This window comes from Methanosarcina hadiensis, assembly GCF_046529725.1.
GTDB lineage: Archaea > Halobacteriota > Methanosarcinia > Methanosarcinales > Methanosarcinaceae > Methanosarcina > Methanosarcina hadiensis.
Genome location: NZ_CP136241.1, coordinates 3,386,126 through 3,400,681 on the forward strand (window position 1 = coordinate 3,386,126; position 14,556 = coordinate 3,400,681).

Consider the following 14,556-nt stretch of genomic DNA (forward strand, 5'->3'; position numbering starts at 1 on the left):
TTCTTTTTTATTGATTGTTTCTTCTTTTTAAGTATATCATCTTACAATCTCAAATCTGAGAAGTTCTTAGAAAGAGATTAATATATGAACAATTGTTCATATATTAATGCAGGATAAATGCGATCGCGTTAACCCCCAGGGAATAAAAACCCTGATGCAGAAGGTTCCTGATCCCGAACATATTACCAGGATGTCTGCAGTCTTTCAGGCGCTTCAATCGGACACCCGTCTGAAAATCCTTTTTTTGTTAAGGCAGAAAGAGATGTGCGTCTGTGAACTTGAACAGGCACTCGATGTCACGCAGTCCGCAGTCTCTCACGGGCTCAGGACGCTCAGGCAGCTTGACCTTGTAAGGGTGAGGAGGGAAGGAAAGTTTACGGTTTACTATATCGCAGATGAACACGTGCGCACACTCATCGAGATGTGCCTTGAACATGTGGAGGAAAAAGCGTGAGCACTGAAATCCTCATTTTCATTTTTGACCTTCTTTCAGGCATTCTCCTCTCTTCATGGGAAGTTTTTACAGAGGCTGCTCCTTATCTGATTTTCGGGTTTGCGGTTGCAGGAATCCTCAATGCTCTTGTACCTGACCAGAAAATTGTTGACTACCTTGGAGCCTCAGCAGGAAAAATCCGTTCAGTGATTAATGCTTCCCTGGCAGGACTTCCTCTCCCTCTCTGTTCCTGTGGAATTGTCCCGGCAGCCATGTCAATAAGAAAAAGAGGAGCAAGCCGGGGCGCAACCCTGTCCTTTATGATTTCGACTCCCGAAACCGGAGTGGATTCTATTGCTATCACCTACGCGCTCCTTGACCCTTTGATGACTGTTTTCCGCCCGCTTGCAACCATTGCAACCGCAATTCTTGCAGGGATTGCGGATAACCTGTTGATAGGGGAAGACTCTGAAAAAAGCGGAAATAAAAAACAGGAAAAAATTGGGAAGAGAACGGAAGTCCTTGCTGCCTCAACCCTTGTGGGGTTATCGTCAGCAGGAAGCAAATGCAGTTCTCCTCCATGCAGTTGCAGCACACATGAAATGCCAGAGACAGGAGAAAAGGAGCATGTTACTCTTGAAAATGTGCCTTTAAAATCCAGGACTCTCGAGATAAAGTCCGAACCTCGAGGAGATAGCCATTCCGTCAAACTTTCACCTTCAATGTATGTACCTGAAAACAAAGCCTCTTCATGCAGTTGTAATCACTGTGAGCAGGAGAAGAATGAGCTGCTCCCTGACAGGAAAACTAAAAAGTCCGTAAAAAAAGAGGTTCTGGAAGGGCTGAAGTATGCCTTCATAGAACTTCCCGGAGAGATTTCAAAATGGATGCTGGTCGGAATTCTGCTGGCAGGGATAATTTCCTATGCCGTCCCTGAGACTATAATCCAGGAGTACCTTGGAGGAGGTCTGAAGTCGATGCTTGTCATGCTTGCAGTAGGAATCCCGCTTTATATTTGCGCGACTGCTTCGACACCTCTTGCAGCAAGCCTTGTAGCCAAAGGAATGAGCCCTGGGACGGCTTTTGTTTTCCTGCTTGCAGGACCCGCAACCAATGCAGCAACCATAACAATGGTCGCCAGGTTCCTTGGAAAGCGTTCTGCAGCCCTTTACGTGGGAGTAATCTCCGTATGTGCGCTTGGGGCAGGAATCCTTCTTGACTGGCTTTACCTTACTCTGGGAATAAGCGCTACTGCAACCCTTGGAAGTGCAGAAGAACTGCTTCCAGAAAGTGTTAAGGCCGGTTTTGCAATAATTCTGCTACCTTTAATGCTATACGGAATTTTTCGCAGGAATGAGGAGTGCGGTTGTGCCGAATGCCATTGAGAAAAAGAAAGGGAGCAGATAGAATCAAAGAGGTAGAATGAAAGAAGTTAATAAGTACCAGATAATATAAATCCTCCTAAATAGAATAATCAGTATGAAGGAAAATCCTGAATACCAGGAAAAAAAGGAACCGAAAGAAAGCGAATTCAAAGCTCCGGAAGAACATGAAACCGGATATACCGAGGAGTCGTGGGAAAAACCTGAAAAAGCCATTGAAGAAAAAGGATCGACTATAGATCCTGAGTACCGGGAAAGAGAAGAGCCAGGCGCAAGAGCGTTCAAAGCTCCGGGAGAACATGAAACCGGGTATACAGAGAAATCATGGGAAAGACCTGAGAAAACTATGGAAGAAGGAAAAGAGGAAAGAACCAGGGCAGACTGGGAAACTCGCGAGAAGGAAAGCATGGGTTATGAAAAGGAAAAGCGCCTGACAAGAAGCAAAAGTGACCGCATGGTTTTTGGGGTCTGCGGAGGACTTGGAAAATACTTCGGTACTGACCCAACACTTATAAGGCTTGGCTTTGCTTTCCTTATATTGCTGAGTGGAATCATGCCCGGGGTCATAATATACATTATTATGGCAATAATCATGCCCCAGGAAGACAGCATTAAATGATACCCGAAAGCCTGAATAATCAAAGAAAAAAATACTGGACAAACAAACGAAACATCAATTGGAGATATACCGGAAATTCAGGCTCCGGGACTCCCGAAAATTGCTTTTTACTTTGAATTTTATTTATTCAACTTTTATTATTTACTCTAACTATCAGACCTGTTTTTTACTTCAAACTGTTTTTTATTTTTCTGCATAAAAAATGCGTAGAATAGGCATCTTAAAAAAGCTAAAGCTATGTAGAAATTACAGCAGAAAAGAAGAGAAATTAAAAAACCAATTTAAGCCTCAGGAAAAGATGTAAAAATATCAGGAAAAAATTGAGGATTGCTTATCAAAAGAAATCAAAAGAAAATAGGAAGAATAAACAAAGAAAATAGGAAGAATATAGGAAGAATAAACAAAGAAAATAGGAAGAATAAAGCGGGCTCGAAGGGATTTGAACCCCCGACGTCTGGGTTAGAAGCCCAGCGCTATATCCTGGCTAAGCCACGAGCCCTGTTTGCTAATTCTACTGCGGAATACGAAATGCGCCTTCTAAGATAAAAGCCTTTTGTATGAACGGGTAAATTTGGAAGTTATTAAATCTTAAAATATTTATGTGGGGCGGAATTGTAATATATATTCAGGATATACCCACTTCACTTGGAGCGTTTCTTTAAGACTTCCAGTATGGTGACTCTCTCGAAGTTCGGAGTTCTTTTAAGACCTTTGTACAGAGCTTACATACTGCTAAAAAGTGAAAAAATTAATTGGGCTACTGGCCTGTAGATCAAAGGCTGAACCGGATAAAGAGCTTCAGTTAAGTACTCTACAGGCGATAAAAAACCTAAAAGGATGATTTGCAAATGAGTGAGTTACTGATTTATTTAGACGGGAAATTTGTCCCTCGGTCCGAAGCTAAAGTTTCGGTTTATGACCACGGTTATCTCTATGGAGACGGTGTGTTCGAAGGCATAAGGGCATATAACGGGCGTGTTTTCAAGTTAAAGGAGCACGTTGACAGGCTCTATGATTCCGCAAAAGCAATCGCAATGGACATACCAGTTACAAAAGAAGAGATGACCGAGATAATCCTTGAGACCCTCAGAAAAAATAACCTCAAAGATGCTTACATCCGCCCTATCGTCTCAAGAGGAATCGGAGACCTCGGGCTTGACCCCCGCAAATGTGAAAAGCCGTGCATTGTCGTAATCGCCCAGGGCTGGGGAGCTATGTATGGAAACCTTTACGAGATCGGGCTCACAGGAGTCAGCGTCTGTGTCCGGAGAAATGCGCCTGATGCCCTGTCCCCTAATATCAAGTCCCTGAACTACCTGAATAACATCCTGGCAAAGATAGAAGCCAATGAAAAGGGAGGGGACGAAGCTATTTTCCTTGACCAGAACGGCTTTGTGTGCGAGGGATCGGGAGACAATATCTTTATTGTCAAAAACGATAAGGTCTTTACACCCTACACAATAAGCAACCTGAAAGGCATCACAAGGGCTACAGCTATCGAGCTCCTTGACGAGATGGGATACAAAGTTGTTGAAGCAAACCTCGGCCTCTTTGACCTCTATACCGCAGACGAAATTTTCGTTACCGGAACTGCAGCCGAATCTGCCCCCGTCACCAGACTTGACGGAAGAATCATAGGCACAGGCAAACCCGGCCCTCTGACAATGAAAATGGTCGAAGCCTTTGATAGAATAACCCGGAGTACGGGCACCCCAATTTACGAATAATGAATAATGATCAAAGAGTTGTTTGAGGGAAGAGAGCAACTCAATAGTAAAACAAGACCGCGGGATTTTTCCCGCCAAAAACCTTTTTTAGACCGGAATCTTTTTTCTATCAAAAACTTATTTCTATCAAAATCTTTTTTCTATCAAAATCCTTTCTCTGTTAAAGTCTTTCTTCATTCAGAATTTTTTTCGACCAGAACTTTGTTATCTAACCATTTTTAGCTTAGAATTGTAAACTGGGATTCTTTTAGTTAAGGTTATTAGCTGAGCCCGTTTTAGCTAAGACCAATGATTTTTCAGTGTTTAAGCGAGTATTCTCTCAAAAAGGAAAAACTTTCCGCTGGTTCCAATATGTTCCATTATAAGAATGTTAGAAATACCGGGATAGGTACACATGTATCAGGAAACGCTATTAAGGTAAAAATTAATCTGGAAACTGATAAGACACGGGTTTGATGCTGATGAAACGCAAAGAATTTCGAGAACTTGTTTCTGTAGAAGAGGCGCGAAAAATAATAAACAGCCTTGAGATCCTTCCGGAGAAGGAAAATATAACCCTTGAAAATGCTTCTGGAAAGACCCTTGCAGAGGATATAGTTACCGGAATTAATGTACCCCCTTTCGCAAGAGCCGTTATGGACGGCTATGCTGTCAGGGCAGAAGACACATACGCCAGCAGTGAAACAGAACCTGTAAAGCTTAAACTCCTTGGAAATATCCCGGCAGGATCGGATGCAAAATTCGAGGTTTTGGCAGGAGAAGCTGTTGAGATTGCAACAGGAGCCCCAATTCCCGAAGGGGCTGATGCTGTAGTTATGGTTGAGTATACTTCCGAAGAAAATGAGACTGTATCTGTTTTCATTCCTGTAACAATTGGGGAAAATATCATGAAAGCAGGCTCAGATATTCAGAAAGGAGAAAGGGTGCTGCGGAGGGGAAGAAAACTCGGCACAAGAGAAATAGGGGTTCTTGCTTCCATAGGAAAAAAAGAAGTCCCCGTACTCAGGCTGCCCGTTGGAATAATTTCTACTGGAGATGAACTTGTCAATCCCGGAGAAAACCTTGCTTATGGGAAAGTGTATGATGCAAATTCATATACACTTTATGCAGGAGTTCAGGAATGCGGAGCATTGCCTTTGCTTTATGGGATTATGGAAGACGACGAAAGCGTAATGAGAAAAGCTCTTGAAACCGCAGTTTCCGAGTGTGCCCTGATCCTGACTTCGGGAAGCACATCCTCAGGGGTAGGGGATGTAATGTACAGGTTAATAGATGAAGCAGGAGAGACTCTTGCCCATGGGATCAATATAAAACCCGGAAAACCTGTTGTCATCGGTATCATAAAAGGGGTCCCGATTATCGGGCTTCCCGGAAATCCCACATCTGCTTTAATGATCTTCAATGAATTTGTGGCTCCTCTATTGAGGAAATCCCTTGGAGCAGAAGCAGGGATTAGAAAAACCGAAAAAGGAATAATGGGTACGGACCTGAGGTCCGAGGGGAGGCAGCAGCTTCTTCCTGTAGGGATAGCAAGGGGGAGAGTCTATCCTGCAGACAGGGGTTCGGGAGCCATAACTTCACTTGCCGGAGCAGATGGCTTTATAGAAATTCCACCGAAAACAGAGTTTATAGAAGCAGGAACTCCGGTGGAAGTGACTTTTTTCGGAGAAGTTGAAAAACCGGATCTTCTGATAGCAGGCGGATTCTGTCCCGGAATCGACATTCTGGAAGACCTTAGCGGACTTCGGTTCAGGACTCTCTATGCAGGTTCAAGCGGAGGCTTCAGTGCAATTGCTGCAAAGACAGCTGATATTGCAGGCGTGAATATGCCTTCAAAACCAAAAGGGCAGGCAGGAATTCTGTACAATACCCCGACAATCGAGAGCATGAGACTCTCAGGCGCTGTACTCGTCAAGGGATACAGGCGGGAAGTAGGGCTGCTAGTCAGGCAGGAAAGTCGGATTACCGGACTTGAAGATCTGAAAGGCAAACGTTTAATAAACCGGAACAGGGGTTCGGGTATAAGGGCGCTCCTTGATATGAAGATAGAGGAACTGGCAGGAGAAAAGGGGATTAGCAAAAAAGAGTATATAAATTCCATACTGGGATACTCTTCCGGAGCCAAATCCGAAGTTGCTGTCTGCGAGGCAGTTCTTTCAGGGAAGGCTGATGCCGGAGTGGGTTTAAAGGACAGTACGGAGAAGAATAACGGCCTCAAATTCATAAAAATCGCAGAGGAAGAATATGATTTCCTGGTTAGAAAAGAAGTTTTTGACACTCGCGAAGTAAAGAAGTTTCTTCAAACTCTCTGCTCTGCAGAGTTTGCTTCAAAAGTCCCATCAGGACTGCGAGTGTATGAGAGAACAGGTGAAGTTATTCATATTGAATAAAACGTCTCTCGTGTATGGACGTCTGATTCGCATAAATCATCTGTTACGCACCAATTGCCAGAAGGGAACGCATCAATAAGGTTTAAATATTATTATACTTATTCAGTGATATAAATACGAGACTACTTTAAAGCTGCGATTAGTCAATAAAAATCGTGTCGCAGTAACAGACCATTGTGAAGTGATTTGAGCAATAAAACCCATTCAGGGCAATAAAATCATTCCATAGGTATATATATTTCATCCAACTATTCAGGATAAAATATCCAGATAACGGATCTGTTTTGGATCAAAAAAGCTCATAGAGACCGTTTGGATGCGGTCTCTTTTTCACGAAATATAAAATTACTATAAGATCATTTCTTCAGTCCCGAAATCGGCAGGTTCCAGATGAGCAGCATACAGGAGCAAATACAGGAAGTAGAAGAGGAAATCCGAAAGACCCAGTACAATAAGGCGACTTCTCACCACATAGGCAGGCTGAAAGCCAAAATAGCCCGCATGCGGGACGAAATAGAGAAGAAAGCTTCCTCAAAGGGTGGAGGAGAAGGTTACTCGGTCAAGAAGTCAGGAGACGGCACAGTTACTCTCGTAGGCTTCCCGTCGGTAGGAAAATCCACGCTTCTTAACAAAGTTACCGGCGCAAAATCAGAAGTAGGCGCATATGAGTTTACCACCCTTACAGTTGTGCCTGGAGTTCTTGAACATAAAGGTGCAACAATCCAGTTCCTTGATGTACCAGGGCTTGTAAAAGGCGCATCTTCAGGGCGAGGGCGCGGAAAAGAGGTCATATCGGTTATCCGCAATTCCGATATGGTTATCTTCCTGCTCGATGTTTTCCAGCCAAAGCACTACGAAGTGCTTATGGACGAACTTTACCAGGCAGGAATCCGCGTGGACGAAGTGCCTCCTGATGTCACAATTAAAAGGAAAGACAGAGGCGGAATAGAGATAAACTCAACCATCGACCTTGACCTCGATGATGAGACCATTAAAGCTGTGCTGGACGAATACAAGATCCACAATGCCCACGTTCTTATAAGGGAAAATATCACTGTAGACCAGCTTATCGATGTGGTTCTGGGCAACCGGAGTTATGTCCGCTCTTTGATTGTAGTCAACAAAGTGGATCTGGCATATCCTCAACTGATAGAAGAATGCAGAGAGATATACCCGGACGCGATTTTCATCTCAGCCCATGAAGGCATTAACATAGAAACTCTCAAGGATGCTATTTATGACTGCCTGGGATTTATTCGAGTCTACCTGAAACCTCAGGGTCAGCCGGCAGATATGGAAGAGCCTCTCATAGTAATGAGCGGGACAAACATAGGTCAAATTTGCGACCGCCTGCATCGTGACTTCCGTAGAAAATTCCGCTATGCCCAGATATGGGGCTCGTCTGCAAAACATCCTGGGCAAAGAGTTGGACTTGAACACATCATGGAAGATGAAGATATCCTTACGATAATCATCCAGAAGTAAGATAATTAAAAAATTAAAAGAAAAAGGAAAGCGAAAGACAAAACAGCCTTTCGCACCTATAATTTATTCACATTTTTTCTGAATACAGGCATGCGTCTGACCCTTAAAATCAGACATATCGAGACTTTATATTGAGATCTGACATTTTCCAAACCCAATTATTAAATCCAACTTTTTTTCAAATCAAACCTTTTTCTAAACCGATCTTTTTAATTATTCTTTTTAACCTTATACTCTCAGAGGACCCGTATTGTTTCAGAGTCTCCGGAGAAAACATTTCCCTTATTGCTATCACCGGATTCAATTGAATTTTTAGCCTCAACTTCCTCTTCGAATTCCGCAGCACATTCAGCCGGACTTTTCCTTGTGGGTTGTTCGTGGACTTTCTTTTGAAGAACAACCTTCCCGCCTATTCCGATGCCATACCTTCTTTTTGCAGCCCCGATGACTGCTGCCAGCATACCGGAATAAGAGATATTTGCATAAGCTGCCATCTTGGCAAGATGCCCGTCCCAGCACCATCCCGGGTTAGGGTTTACTTCAAGCAGTTTCGGCCTGCCTTCGGCATCAAGCCTCCAGTCAAAGCGGGCATAGTCGCGGCATCCCAGCCTTGTAAAGAGAGCAATGCAGCTCATTACAACTTCCTTCTCTGTCTCTTCAGGGAGCCCTGCAGGAACGGATTTAATCTTCCAGTAAGGAGAATCAGGGAGCCATTTAGCCTCATATCCGCAGATCCTGGGAAGTTCCTCAGGAACAGCAGAGTAATCTTCTTCCGTGATAGGCAATACAGTACAGGCAGGCGGGTTTCCGATTATGCCGACACTGATGTCTTTACCGGGAAGGAATTCCTCCAGCAGGAAAGGCTTATCTGACCCTATCTTTTCCCGAGTTACTTTCATGATCTCCAGCAATTCTTCCTTGCTATGAACTATGCTTTTCTGTGTAATCCCAAAGCTTGAATCTCCTGAATTGGGTTTTAAAATCAGAGGAAAAGAGAGAGAAAGCCTGGAAATATCAGAATCTTCAGTAAGGAGAATTCCTTTTGCCACAGGAATATTCATCTCACGGGCTGTTCCTCTCACAAGAGACTTATCATAGCAATAAGCAAGGCACTGGGGACCTGCACCTGTGTAAGGGATGTTAAGCTGTTCGAGCATTGCAGGAACATGCAGTTCTTTTGTAGGGTCGTTGCAAAAGCCTTCATCACAGAGGTTAAGCACGAGATCGATTTTTCCCGCCTTCTTTTTAAGGTCATCGAAGAGGGTGTCGTGCCTGTCAAGAAAAATGAATTTCATATAAGGAATTTCAACGAGAGCCTTCTTCATCCGGTTAACAGTCTCGAAATCGTCATCGTCAAAAACACAGGCAGGCTTGACCTGGTCTTCTTTCCTCGGGTCTCCGAGCACAACTGCAACGTTAAGAGGCTTTTTACCTTCGGCGTTTGGATAGGATGTAGACATCCAGGCTTTCTCAACCGTAGCTGAAAGAATAAGCCTCTGCTCCATCATTCCTGCATCCTGGGTTCCTGTTGATACGGGGCTGAAGGTTGTGTGGAATGCAGGACTGCTAAAGCCTGATGCTGTAAGCAGGTCAAAAAGGCTCTCTTTGTTGTATAGCCTTTCAGCATAAAACTGATCTGCAATTATTCCTCTGTCATTACGGCATATAACCTCCCTGCAGATCAGACGTTCGCCATCGGATGAAAGGGCTCTTTCCCTGCATACAAAATATTTCCTGTCCAGCCATTCCCATGATCTTGGCTGGAAATTCTTTTTAAGATAATCCCCATCTGAGGCGTCTATAAAGACCCTGCCCCCGGGCTTCAATACCCTGAACACTTCTTCAAGCACTTTTCGGTCCTGCAGAGTGGAATCAAAGTATCCAAAGCTGTTTCCAAGAATGGTAACTACAGAGAAGGTATCTGATGGGTAAGGCAGTTTTCTTGCATCCCCTTCCCTGAACCTGACCTGCAGGTTTTCCTTCTGAGCTCTTGTTCTTGCTTTCCGGATAAGGTACTGGGACCTGTCATAGCCTTCAACATTTGAAAATCCTCTCCTTGCTAATTCCAGGACATGCCTGCCCTGCCCGCAGCAAAGGTCAAGAACAGAATCTTCAGGATTAAGGCCGAGTATGGAGATAACAAGATCTGTCTCCTTTTTTGTAACTTGCATATCATCCAGAAGGTCTGCATCTGTTTTGAGATAGAGAGAATTAAAAAGAGTCTGCCACCAGTCGGACCGGACATGAGTTTCAAGGTCCTCAACGGGTCCGAAGGTTTTCGTCTGTACTGTACCTTTAGCGCGTTTGCGCTTAGTATTTGAATCGGTAGTATTCTGGGTCATGATTTGATATCTTCCCGAAAAAAATGTATGTGCTCTCAGTATATCAAGTTTATCGGAGGGTTAGGAAGCATTTATATACTCGAAGGTTAACCGAAAAAAAATGTCAAAGGATTAACAGGAGTTGAAACGGGATTTCCAGTTATAGTGAGTTTTTTAACCCAGTTTAGAAAAAAGGTTTGTCTTCAGGGTTCAAAGGAATATATAGTAAATTATAGCATCTAAAATTGAAATTAAGCACCCTATTCTTGCGAATTCAAAAAAAGAAAATGTTTGACCTTCTTTTTCTGCGTTTTGAAGAATAATAACATTGCTTGCAGCTCCCAAAATCAAAAAGTTCCCCGCAATTGTGCTTCCAGCAGCGAGAGCCATTAACTGCCCCTGGGAAACCTCGCTCCCCATAGCAGGAAGGTAGAGCGCAACAAAGGGTACATTAGAAATAAGCTGGCTAAGTCCTATGCTGACAGCCAGGATCATAGGAACAGAGCCTAATTGCGGAGACATCCTGTCAAGCAGTTCCTGGCATGTCCCGGAAATCCAGACGCTTTCCATAAGCACGAACATAGAAACAAAGAAAACCAGAGTTGTCCAGTCAATATTCTTTACGACCTCGGTTCTCTTTTTGCTGAGCAATATAGGAAAAGCGGATATCAAAGCGATCCAGCTTAAACTGAAATCCCAGGCAGGTAAAAACTCCACAAAAAAGACCTTACATGTGATAAGAACCAGCAGGAGGGATAGGGCTCTTTTTGAGATTTTCGCAAGTTCAGGGTCTGAGATAACCTCTTCAGAGTGGATCAATGCTGGTTTTCCGAACTCCTGGCTGAAAAAGAGCTTGAGCACAGCGTAGACAAGTACAAGGTTTATAAGGGTTGGCAGAGCCAGGGAACTTAAAAATGCTACAAAAGGTGATTCAAGGTTTCCGTCAATTGCAATCAGGAGATTCTGAGGATTTCCAATTGGGCTCATGACGCTGCCTGTCGTTATTCCAAAAGCCAGGGCAAAGAGCATAAGTTTGGGAGATATCCCATATTTTCGGGAAAAACGCAAAACCAGCGGAGTGCCCATAATCGCAAGAGTGTCATTCATAAGAACTGCTGACAGGAGCCCTGTAGAAAAAATTACAAGCAAAACCAGCTGGTCCGTATTTTTCGCCTTTGAAACTATCCGGCTCCCAAGACAGGACAGATATCCGCTTCTGTTAAGTGCTTCACCAACGCAAAAAGCCCCGAAAAGAAAAAGCAGCACATCCAGATTAATTGCCCTGAGAGCCTCTTCAGGAGAAATCTCTCCCAGAAGAAGAACAGATAGAGCCCCAAAGGTCATAACCTGCCAGATCTGCAGCCTTAAAGACCCGACCTGCCTCAGGGCAGTAAGCAGGAGAACACAGAGGAGAACGAGAATTGAAATGTCAGGCGAAGATATAAAAGAGGATGTAAGAGACTCTGTTACCATAAATCACGCAAGCCTGTTAACATAGATTCCGAAATCTATTAATATAAACTTTGGAAGTGATACATTTAAAAGTATAAAACCCCTTCGCTTGCGACCGAAGACACATGGAAATAGCAGAATTCTGAGGTATGATCTGCCGAAGAATACGAAAAAAATGGTTGCAAGAAGAATGAGAAAAAAAATGGTTACAGGAGGAATAAGAAAAAAATGGTTACAGGAGGAATAAGAAAAAAATGGTTACAGGAGGAATAAGAAAAAAATGGCTACGAACGTTAAAAAATCAAAAAATTATGTAAGAAATGAAAGAACCCTGTAAAGCAGGGCGAAGAAAATTTGTTTTACTCAAGCGTTTCTATTTTTTCTTTCTTGACAAAAGGTTTACTGATTTTCTCCGGCATCCATTGAGGCCTGTTTTTTGGAGCTGCGACAACCTGCTTCCATGCCTTAAAGACGTGAACTTTCTTTGTGCCGCGCTCTCTGAGCCTGATAATGTCTGGTTTTGATTTGGTCCCTTTGCCGCGGTTTGCAGCTTTCAGAGCAGCCTGCCGTGGTTGTTTTCCGGTGAAAACTCCGTGTTCATTGCCATCCGCATCTCTCAAAACGAAATTTCGTGTGTCAGACATAGTGTTCATCTCTCAAAGTATATTATTAGAGAGTGATTAAGTTTAAAGTATATATAATTTTCTTATAATGTGGTCAATTGTCATTGCTTTCATTTAGCCAGAGAGATCCTGGACACAGTAAAATATGCCTTCCGAGACCGAAAAAACAACCGGTACGGAATAATTAGCTGCGAAACGTTTAAGATGGACACTGAAGGATTACAAACTATGACAGAAATGTTTACGTTTACTGCCATGGTGCAAAAAAAGGAGGGCGACTGGTATATATCTTCATGCCTGGAACTGAATATATCGAGCCAGGGAAAAACGATTGAAGAAGCAGTTTCGAACCTGAAAGAAGCAGTTGAGATCCATATTGAAAGAGAGGGGCTCGATCTCCCGATCAAGCGGCCTTTTTTGACTACATTCAAGGTAGCCGGGAAAAGGTCAGAAGAGAAAAAACCACAATAAGAGAATGGTGTTAAGAAAATGGTGTTAAAAAAAGCCCGGAAAAGAGGAAGTAAGAAAAAGCCCGAAAGCACTATGTTCCGACTGTAGCCCCCGATACAGTTGTTCCAGAGATATGCACCCCCATGCATATTATTCCGAAACAGGATCAACAGCTTTCGGGCAATTCTTTTACTCACTTATTCATACCCGTTGCTCACTCGTTCTATCTGTTCGCTCCCGGTTACAATTATATAATTGACTCTTGATTATTTTAAATTAATTATATCAAAAATTGTCCGATAGCGAAATATATTTTCATACAAAAGAATTCAGAACATGAAAAGAATTTAATAAAAAATATGTTTTTAATTGCTTCACCACTCAGCGTAAGGCATGATTACATGAATAGTAGTTAGACTACCCATAGCAATTGGATTGCTTGTTTTTCAAAAGCTGGAGCTTATCCTGAAGCCTGAAAAACAATCTTTGAAAGAGGGGCAGGCCGTTAGTCTCACAAAACCATAAAAAATCTAACCATAAAAGATCCGGAGATTAATCAAAGACTCTGGCGAAAATATAAAGGAACTCTATCCAGTAAATTTTTTTCTGCACTTAAATATCGGTAATGAACAAATTGTAGAGATTGGAAGACATTAGACCGGAGAAAAAAGTGTAAAATAGTGTAAGAAAGAAGTGTAAGAAAAAGCCTGAAGACGCTACATTTACTGCGTCCCCCGACACAGCCTCTTTAAAATTATACTCCCCCAAGCATAATAATTTAAAGAGGATATCAGCTGTCTCCAGGCAGTTTTTTGGTGGTAGATTGTGTGGTTACCCCATCCTGCTTCCCAACTGCAATATATTGAAAGAATGTAAAATATTTTAAATTAATTATGTAAAAAATTGTTTAATAATAAATTATATTGCTAAACGAAAAGTTTCAAAGCAAGCATAAATTATGCAAACGGATTATTTTTTTGCCAGGAGAACTAAAAATACTCCACCGGAGCCACATAATAAAATCTACTCAATAAAGAAAAGCAGAAACGTTTACTCAGAGGCTGGGAACTAATTAAGGTTAGTATAAAGAATCTACAAAATAAGAAAAGTACTGAAGATAAAGGAAAGACAGTAAAAACGATCATAAATTGATGTAAAGGACTGGGAAGCACTAAAGGAATGGAAAGCACTAAGAAAGAGTACCTGATGCAAGAAGAAGCCCGGAGTCACCGTCATCATTCTCTGTGTCCCCCAACACAGCCGCCCTGAAAAATGTTCCCATCAAACATATCCAGAGCAAGAACAGGTAACTCCGGGCATTTCTTTCACAATCCGCTATTACTTCGCTATTCGGTCATACCTCTATCTCTTCCTACTCCGGAATATAGTATTAATCTAAAATACTTTAAATTAATTATGTGAAAAATTTTTTGCAAACAAAAAACATTGTGATGAAAAAAGTTTTAAAGCCAGCAAACGGAATTTCATATGAGTCAATATTTAGCCTGAAAATCTCGCAAAAAAGTTCGGAGATGGCACAAAAATTAAGTACATGAATTAAGCTATAAGTAAAAGCTTTCATGTGCAGTCCTGTAGGGTAGTGGTCAATCCTTCGGGCCTTTGGAGCCCGGGACAGCGGTTCGAATCCGCTCAGGACTATAAAACATCTTTAAT

At 42.5% G+C, this 14,556-nt stretch carries 10 protein-coding genes and 2 tRNA genes; 8 read left to right on the top strand and 4 right to left on the bottom strand.

Features of this window, described 5'->3' with window-relative positions; translation table 11 throughout:
• Nucleotides 1–106: 106 nt before the first annotated feature.
• From RSJ42_RS14615 to RSJ42_RS14625, 3 genes are all read left to right on the top strand, one after another.
• On the top strand, nucleotides 107–454 hold the full coding sequence (locus RSJ42_RS14615; RefSeq protein WP_410507998.1) for an ArsR/SmtB family transcription factor: 348 nt from the start codon (nucleotides 107–109) through the stop codon (nucleotides 452–454).
• Complete coding sequence (locus RSJ42_RS14620) at nucleotides 451–1,818, top strand: SO_0444 family Cu/Zn efflux transporter (RefSeq protein WP_410507999.1); 1,368 nt, start codon at nucleotides 451–453, stop codon at nucleotides 1,816–1,818. The genes RSJ42_RS14615 and RSJ42_RS14620 overlap by 4 nt, the downstream gene beginning before the upstream one ends.
• Before the next feature lie 94 nt (nucleotides 1,819–1,912).
• Nucleotides 1,913–2,434: a PspC domain-containing protein gene (locus tag RSJ42_RS14625; RefSeq protein ID WP_410508000.1), complete on the top strand. Its 522-nt coding sequence runs from the start codon at nucleotides 1,913–1,915 to the stop codon at nucleotides 2,432–2,434.
• 424 nt (nucleotides 2,435–2,858) lie between these two features.
• Here RSJ42_RS14625 and RSJ42_RS14630 read toward each other — a convergent pair.
• A tRNA-Arg gene (locus RSJ42_RS14630) sits at nucleotides 2,859–2,933 on the bottom strand.
• 349 nt (nucleotides 2,934–3,282) lie between these two features.
• On the opposite strand from RSJ42_RS14630, the gene ilvE reads away from it, so the two are divergent.
• From ilvE to RSJ42_RS14645, 3 genes are all read left to right on the top strand, one after another.
• Nucleotides 3,283–4,161 carry a branched-chain-amino-acid transaminase gene (ilvE, locus tag RSJ42_RS14635; protein WP_410508001.1) on the top strand — a complete coding sequence of 293 codons (879 nt, stop codon included), beginning with the start codon at nucleotides 3,283–3,285 and terminating at the stop codon, nucleotides 4,159–4,161.
• Nucleotides 4,162–4,616: 455 nt separating this feature from the next.
• Complete coding sequence (locus RSJ42_RS14640) at nucleotides 4,617–6,551, top strand: molybdopterin biosynthesis protein (RefSeq protein WP_410508002.1); 1,935 nt, start codon at nucleotides 4,617–4,619, stop codon at nucleotides 6,549–6,551.
• 390 nt (nucleotides 6,552–6,941) lie between these two features.
• The gene (locus RSJ42_RS14645) at nucleotides 6,942–8,036 is read left to right on the top strand and encodes an OBG GTPase family GTP-binding protein (RefSeq protein ID WP_410508003.1); all 1,095 of its coding nucleotides are present in this window, start codon (nucleotides 6,942–6,944) and stop codon (nucleotides 8,034–8,036) included.
• A 236-nt stretch (nucleotides 8,037–8,272) separates the two neighbouring features.
• On the opposite strand, the gene RSJ42_RS14650 is transcribed toward RSJ42_RS14645, so the two are convergent.
• The 3 genes from RSJ42_RS14650 to RSJ42_RS14660 all read right to left on the bottom strand — a co-directional run bounded on the left by RSJ42_RS14650 (nucleotide 8,273) and on the right by RSJ42_RS14660 (nucleotide 12,453).
• The gene (locus tag RSJ42_RS14650; RefSeq protein ID WP_410508004.1) at nucleotides 8,273–10,378 is read right to left on the bottom strand and encodes a methyltransferase domain-containing protein; all 2,106 of its coding nucleotides are present in this window, start codon (nucleotides 10,376–10,378) and stop codon (nucleotides 8,273–8,275) included.
• 189 nt (nucleotides 10,379–10,567) lie between these two features.
• Nucleotides 10,568–11,830, bottom strand: a complete 1,263-nt coding sequence (locus RSJ42_RS14655) for an anion transporter (RefSeq protein ID WP_410508005.1) — start codon at nucleotides 11,828–11,830, stop codon at nucleotides 10,568–10,570.
• A 338-nt stretch (nucleotides 11,831–12,168) separates the two neighbouring features.
• Nucleotides 12,169–12,453, bottom strand: coding sequence for a non-histone chromosomal MC1 family protein (locus RSJ42_RS14660; RefSeq protein WP_410508006.1), 285 nt, complete (start codon nucleotides 12,451–12,453; stop codon nucleotides 12,169–12,171).
• 207 nt (nucleotides 12,454–12,660) lie between these two features.
• On the opposite strand from RSJ42_RS14660, the gene RSJ42_RS14665 reads away from it, so the two are divergent.
• Together RSJ42_RS14665 and RSJ42_RS14670 are read left to right on the top strand one after the other, a co-directional pair.
• Complete coding sequence (locus tag RSJ42_RS14665) at nucleotides 12,661–12,903, top strand: type II toxin-antitoxin system HicB family antitoxin (protein ID WP_410508007.1); 243 nt, start codon at nucleotides 12,661–12,663, stop codon at nucleotides 12,901–12,903.
• Nucleotides 12,904–14,468: 1,565 nt separating this feature from the next.
• Nucleotides 14,469–14,541 (top strand) — tRNA-Gln (locus RSJ42_RS14670).
• Nucleotides 14,542–14,556: the final 15 nt, after the last annotated feature.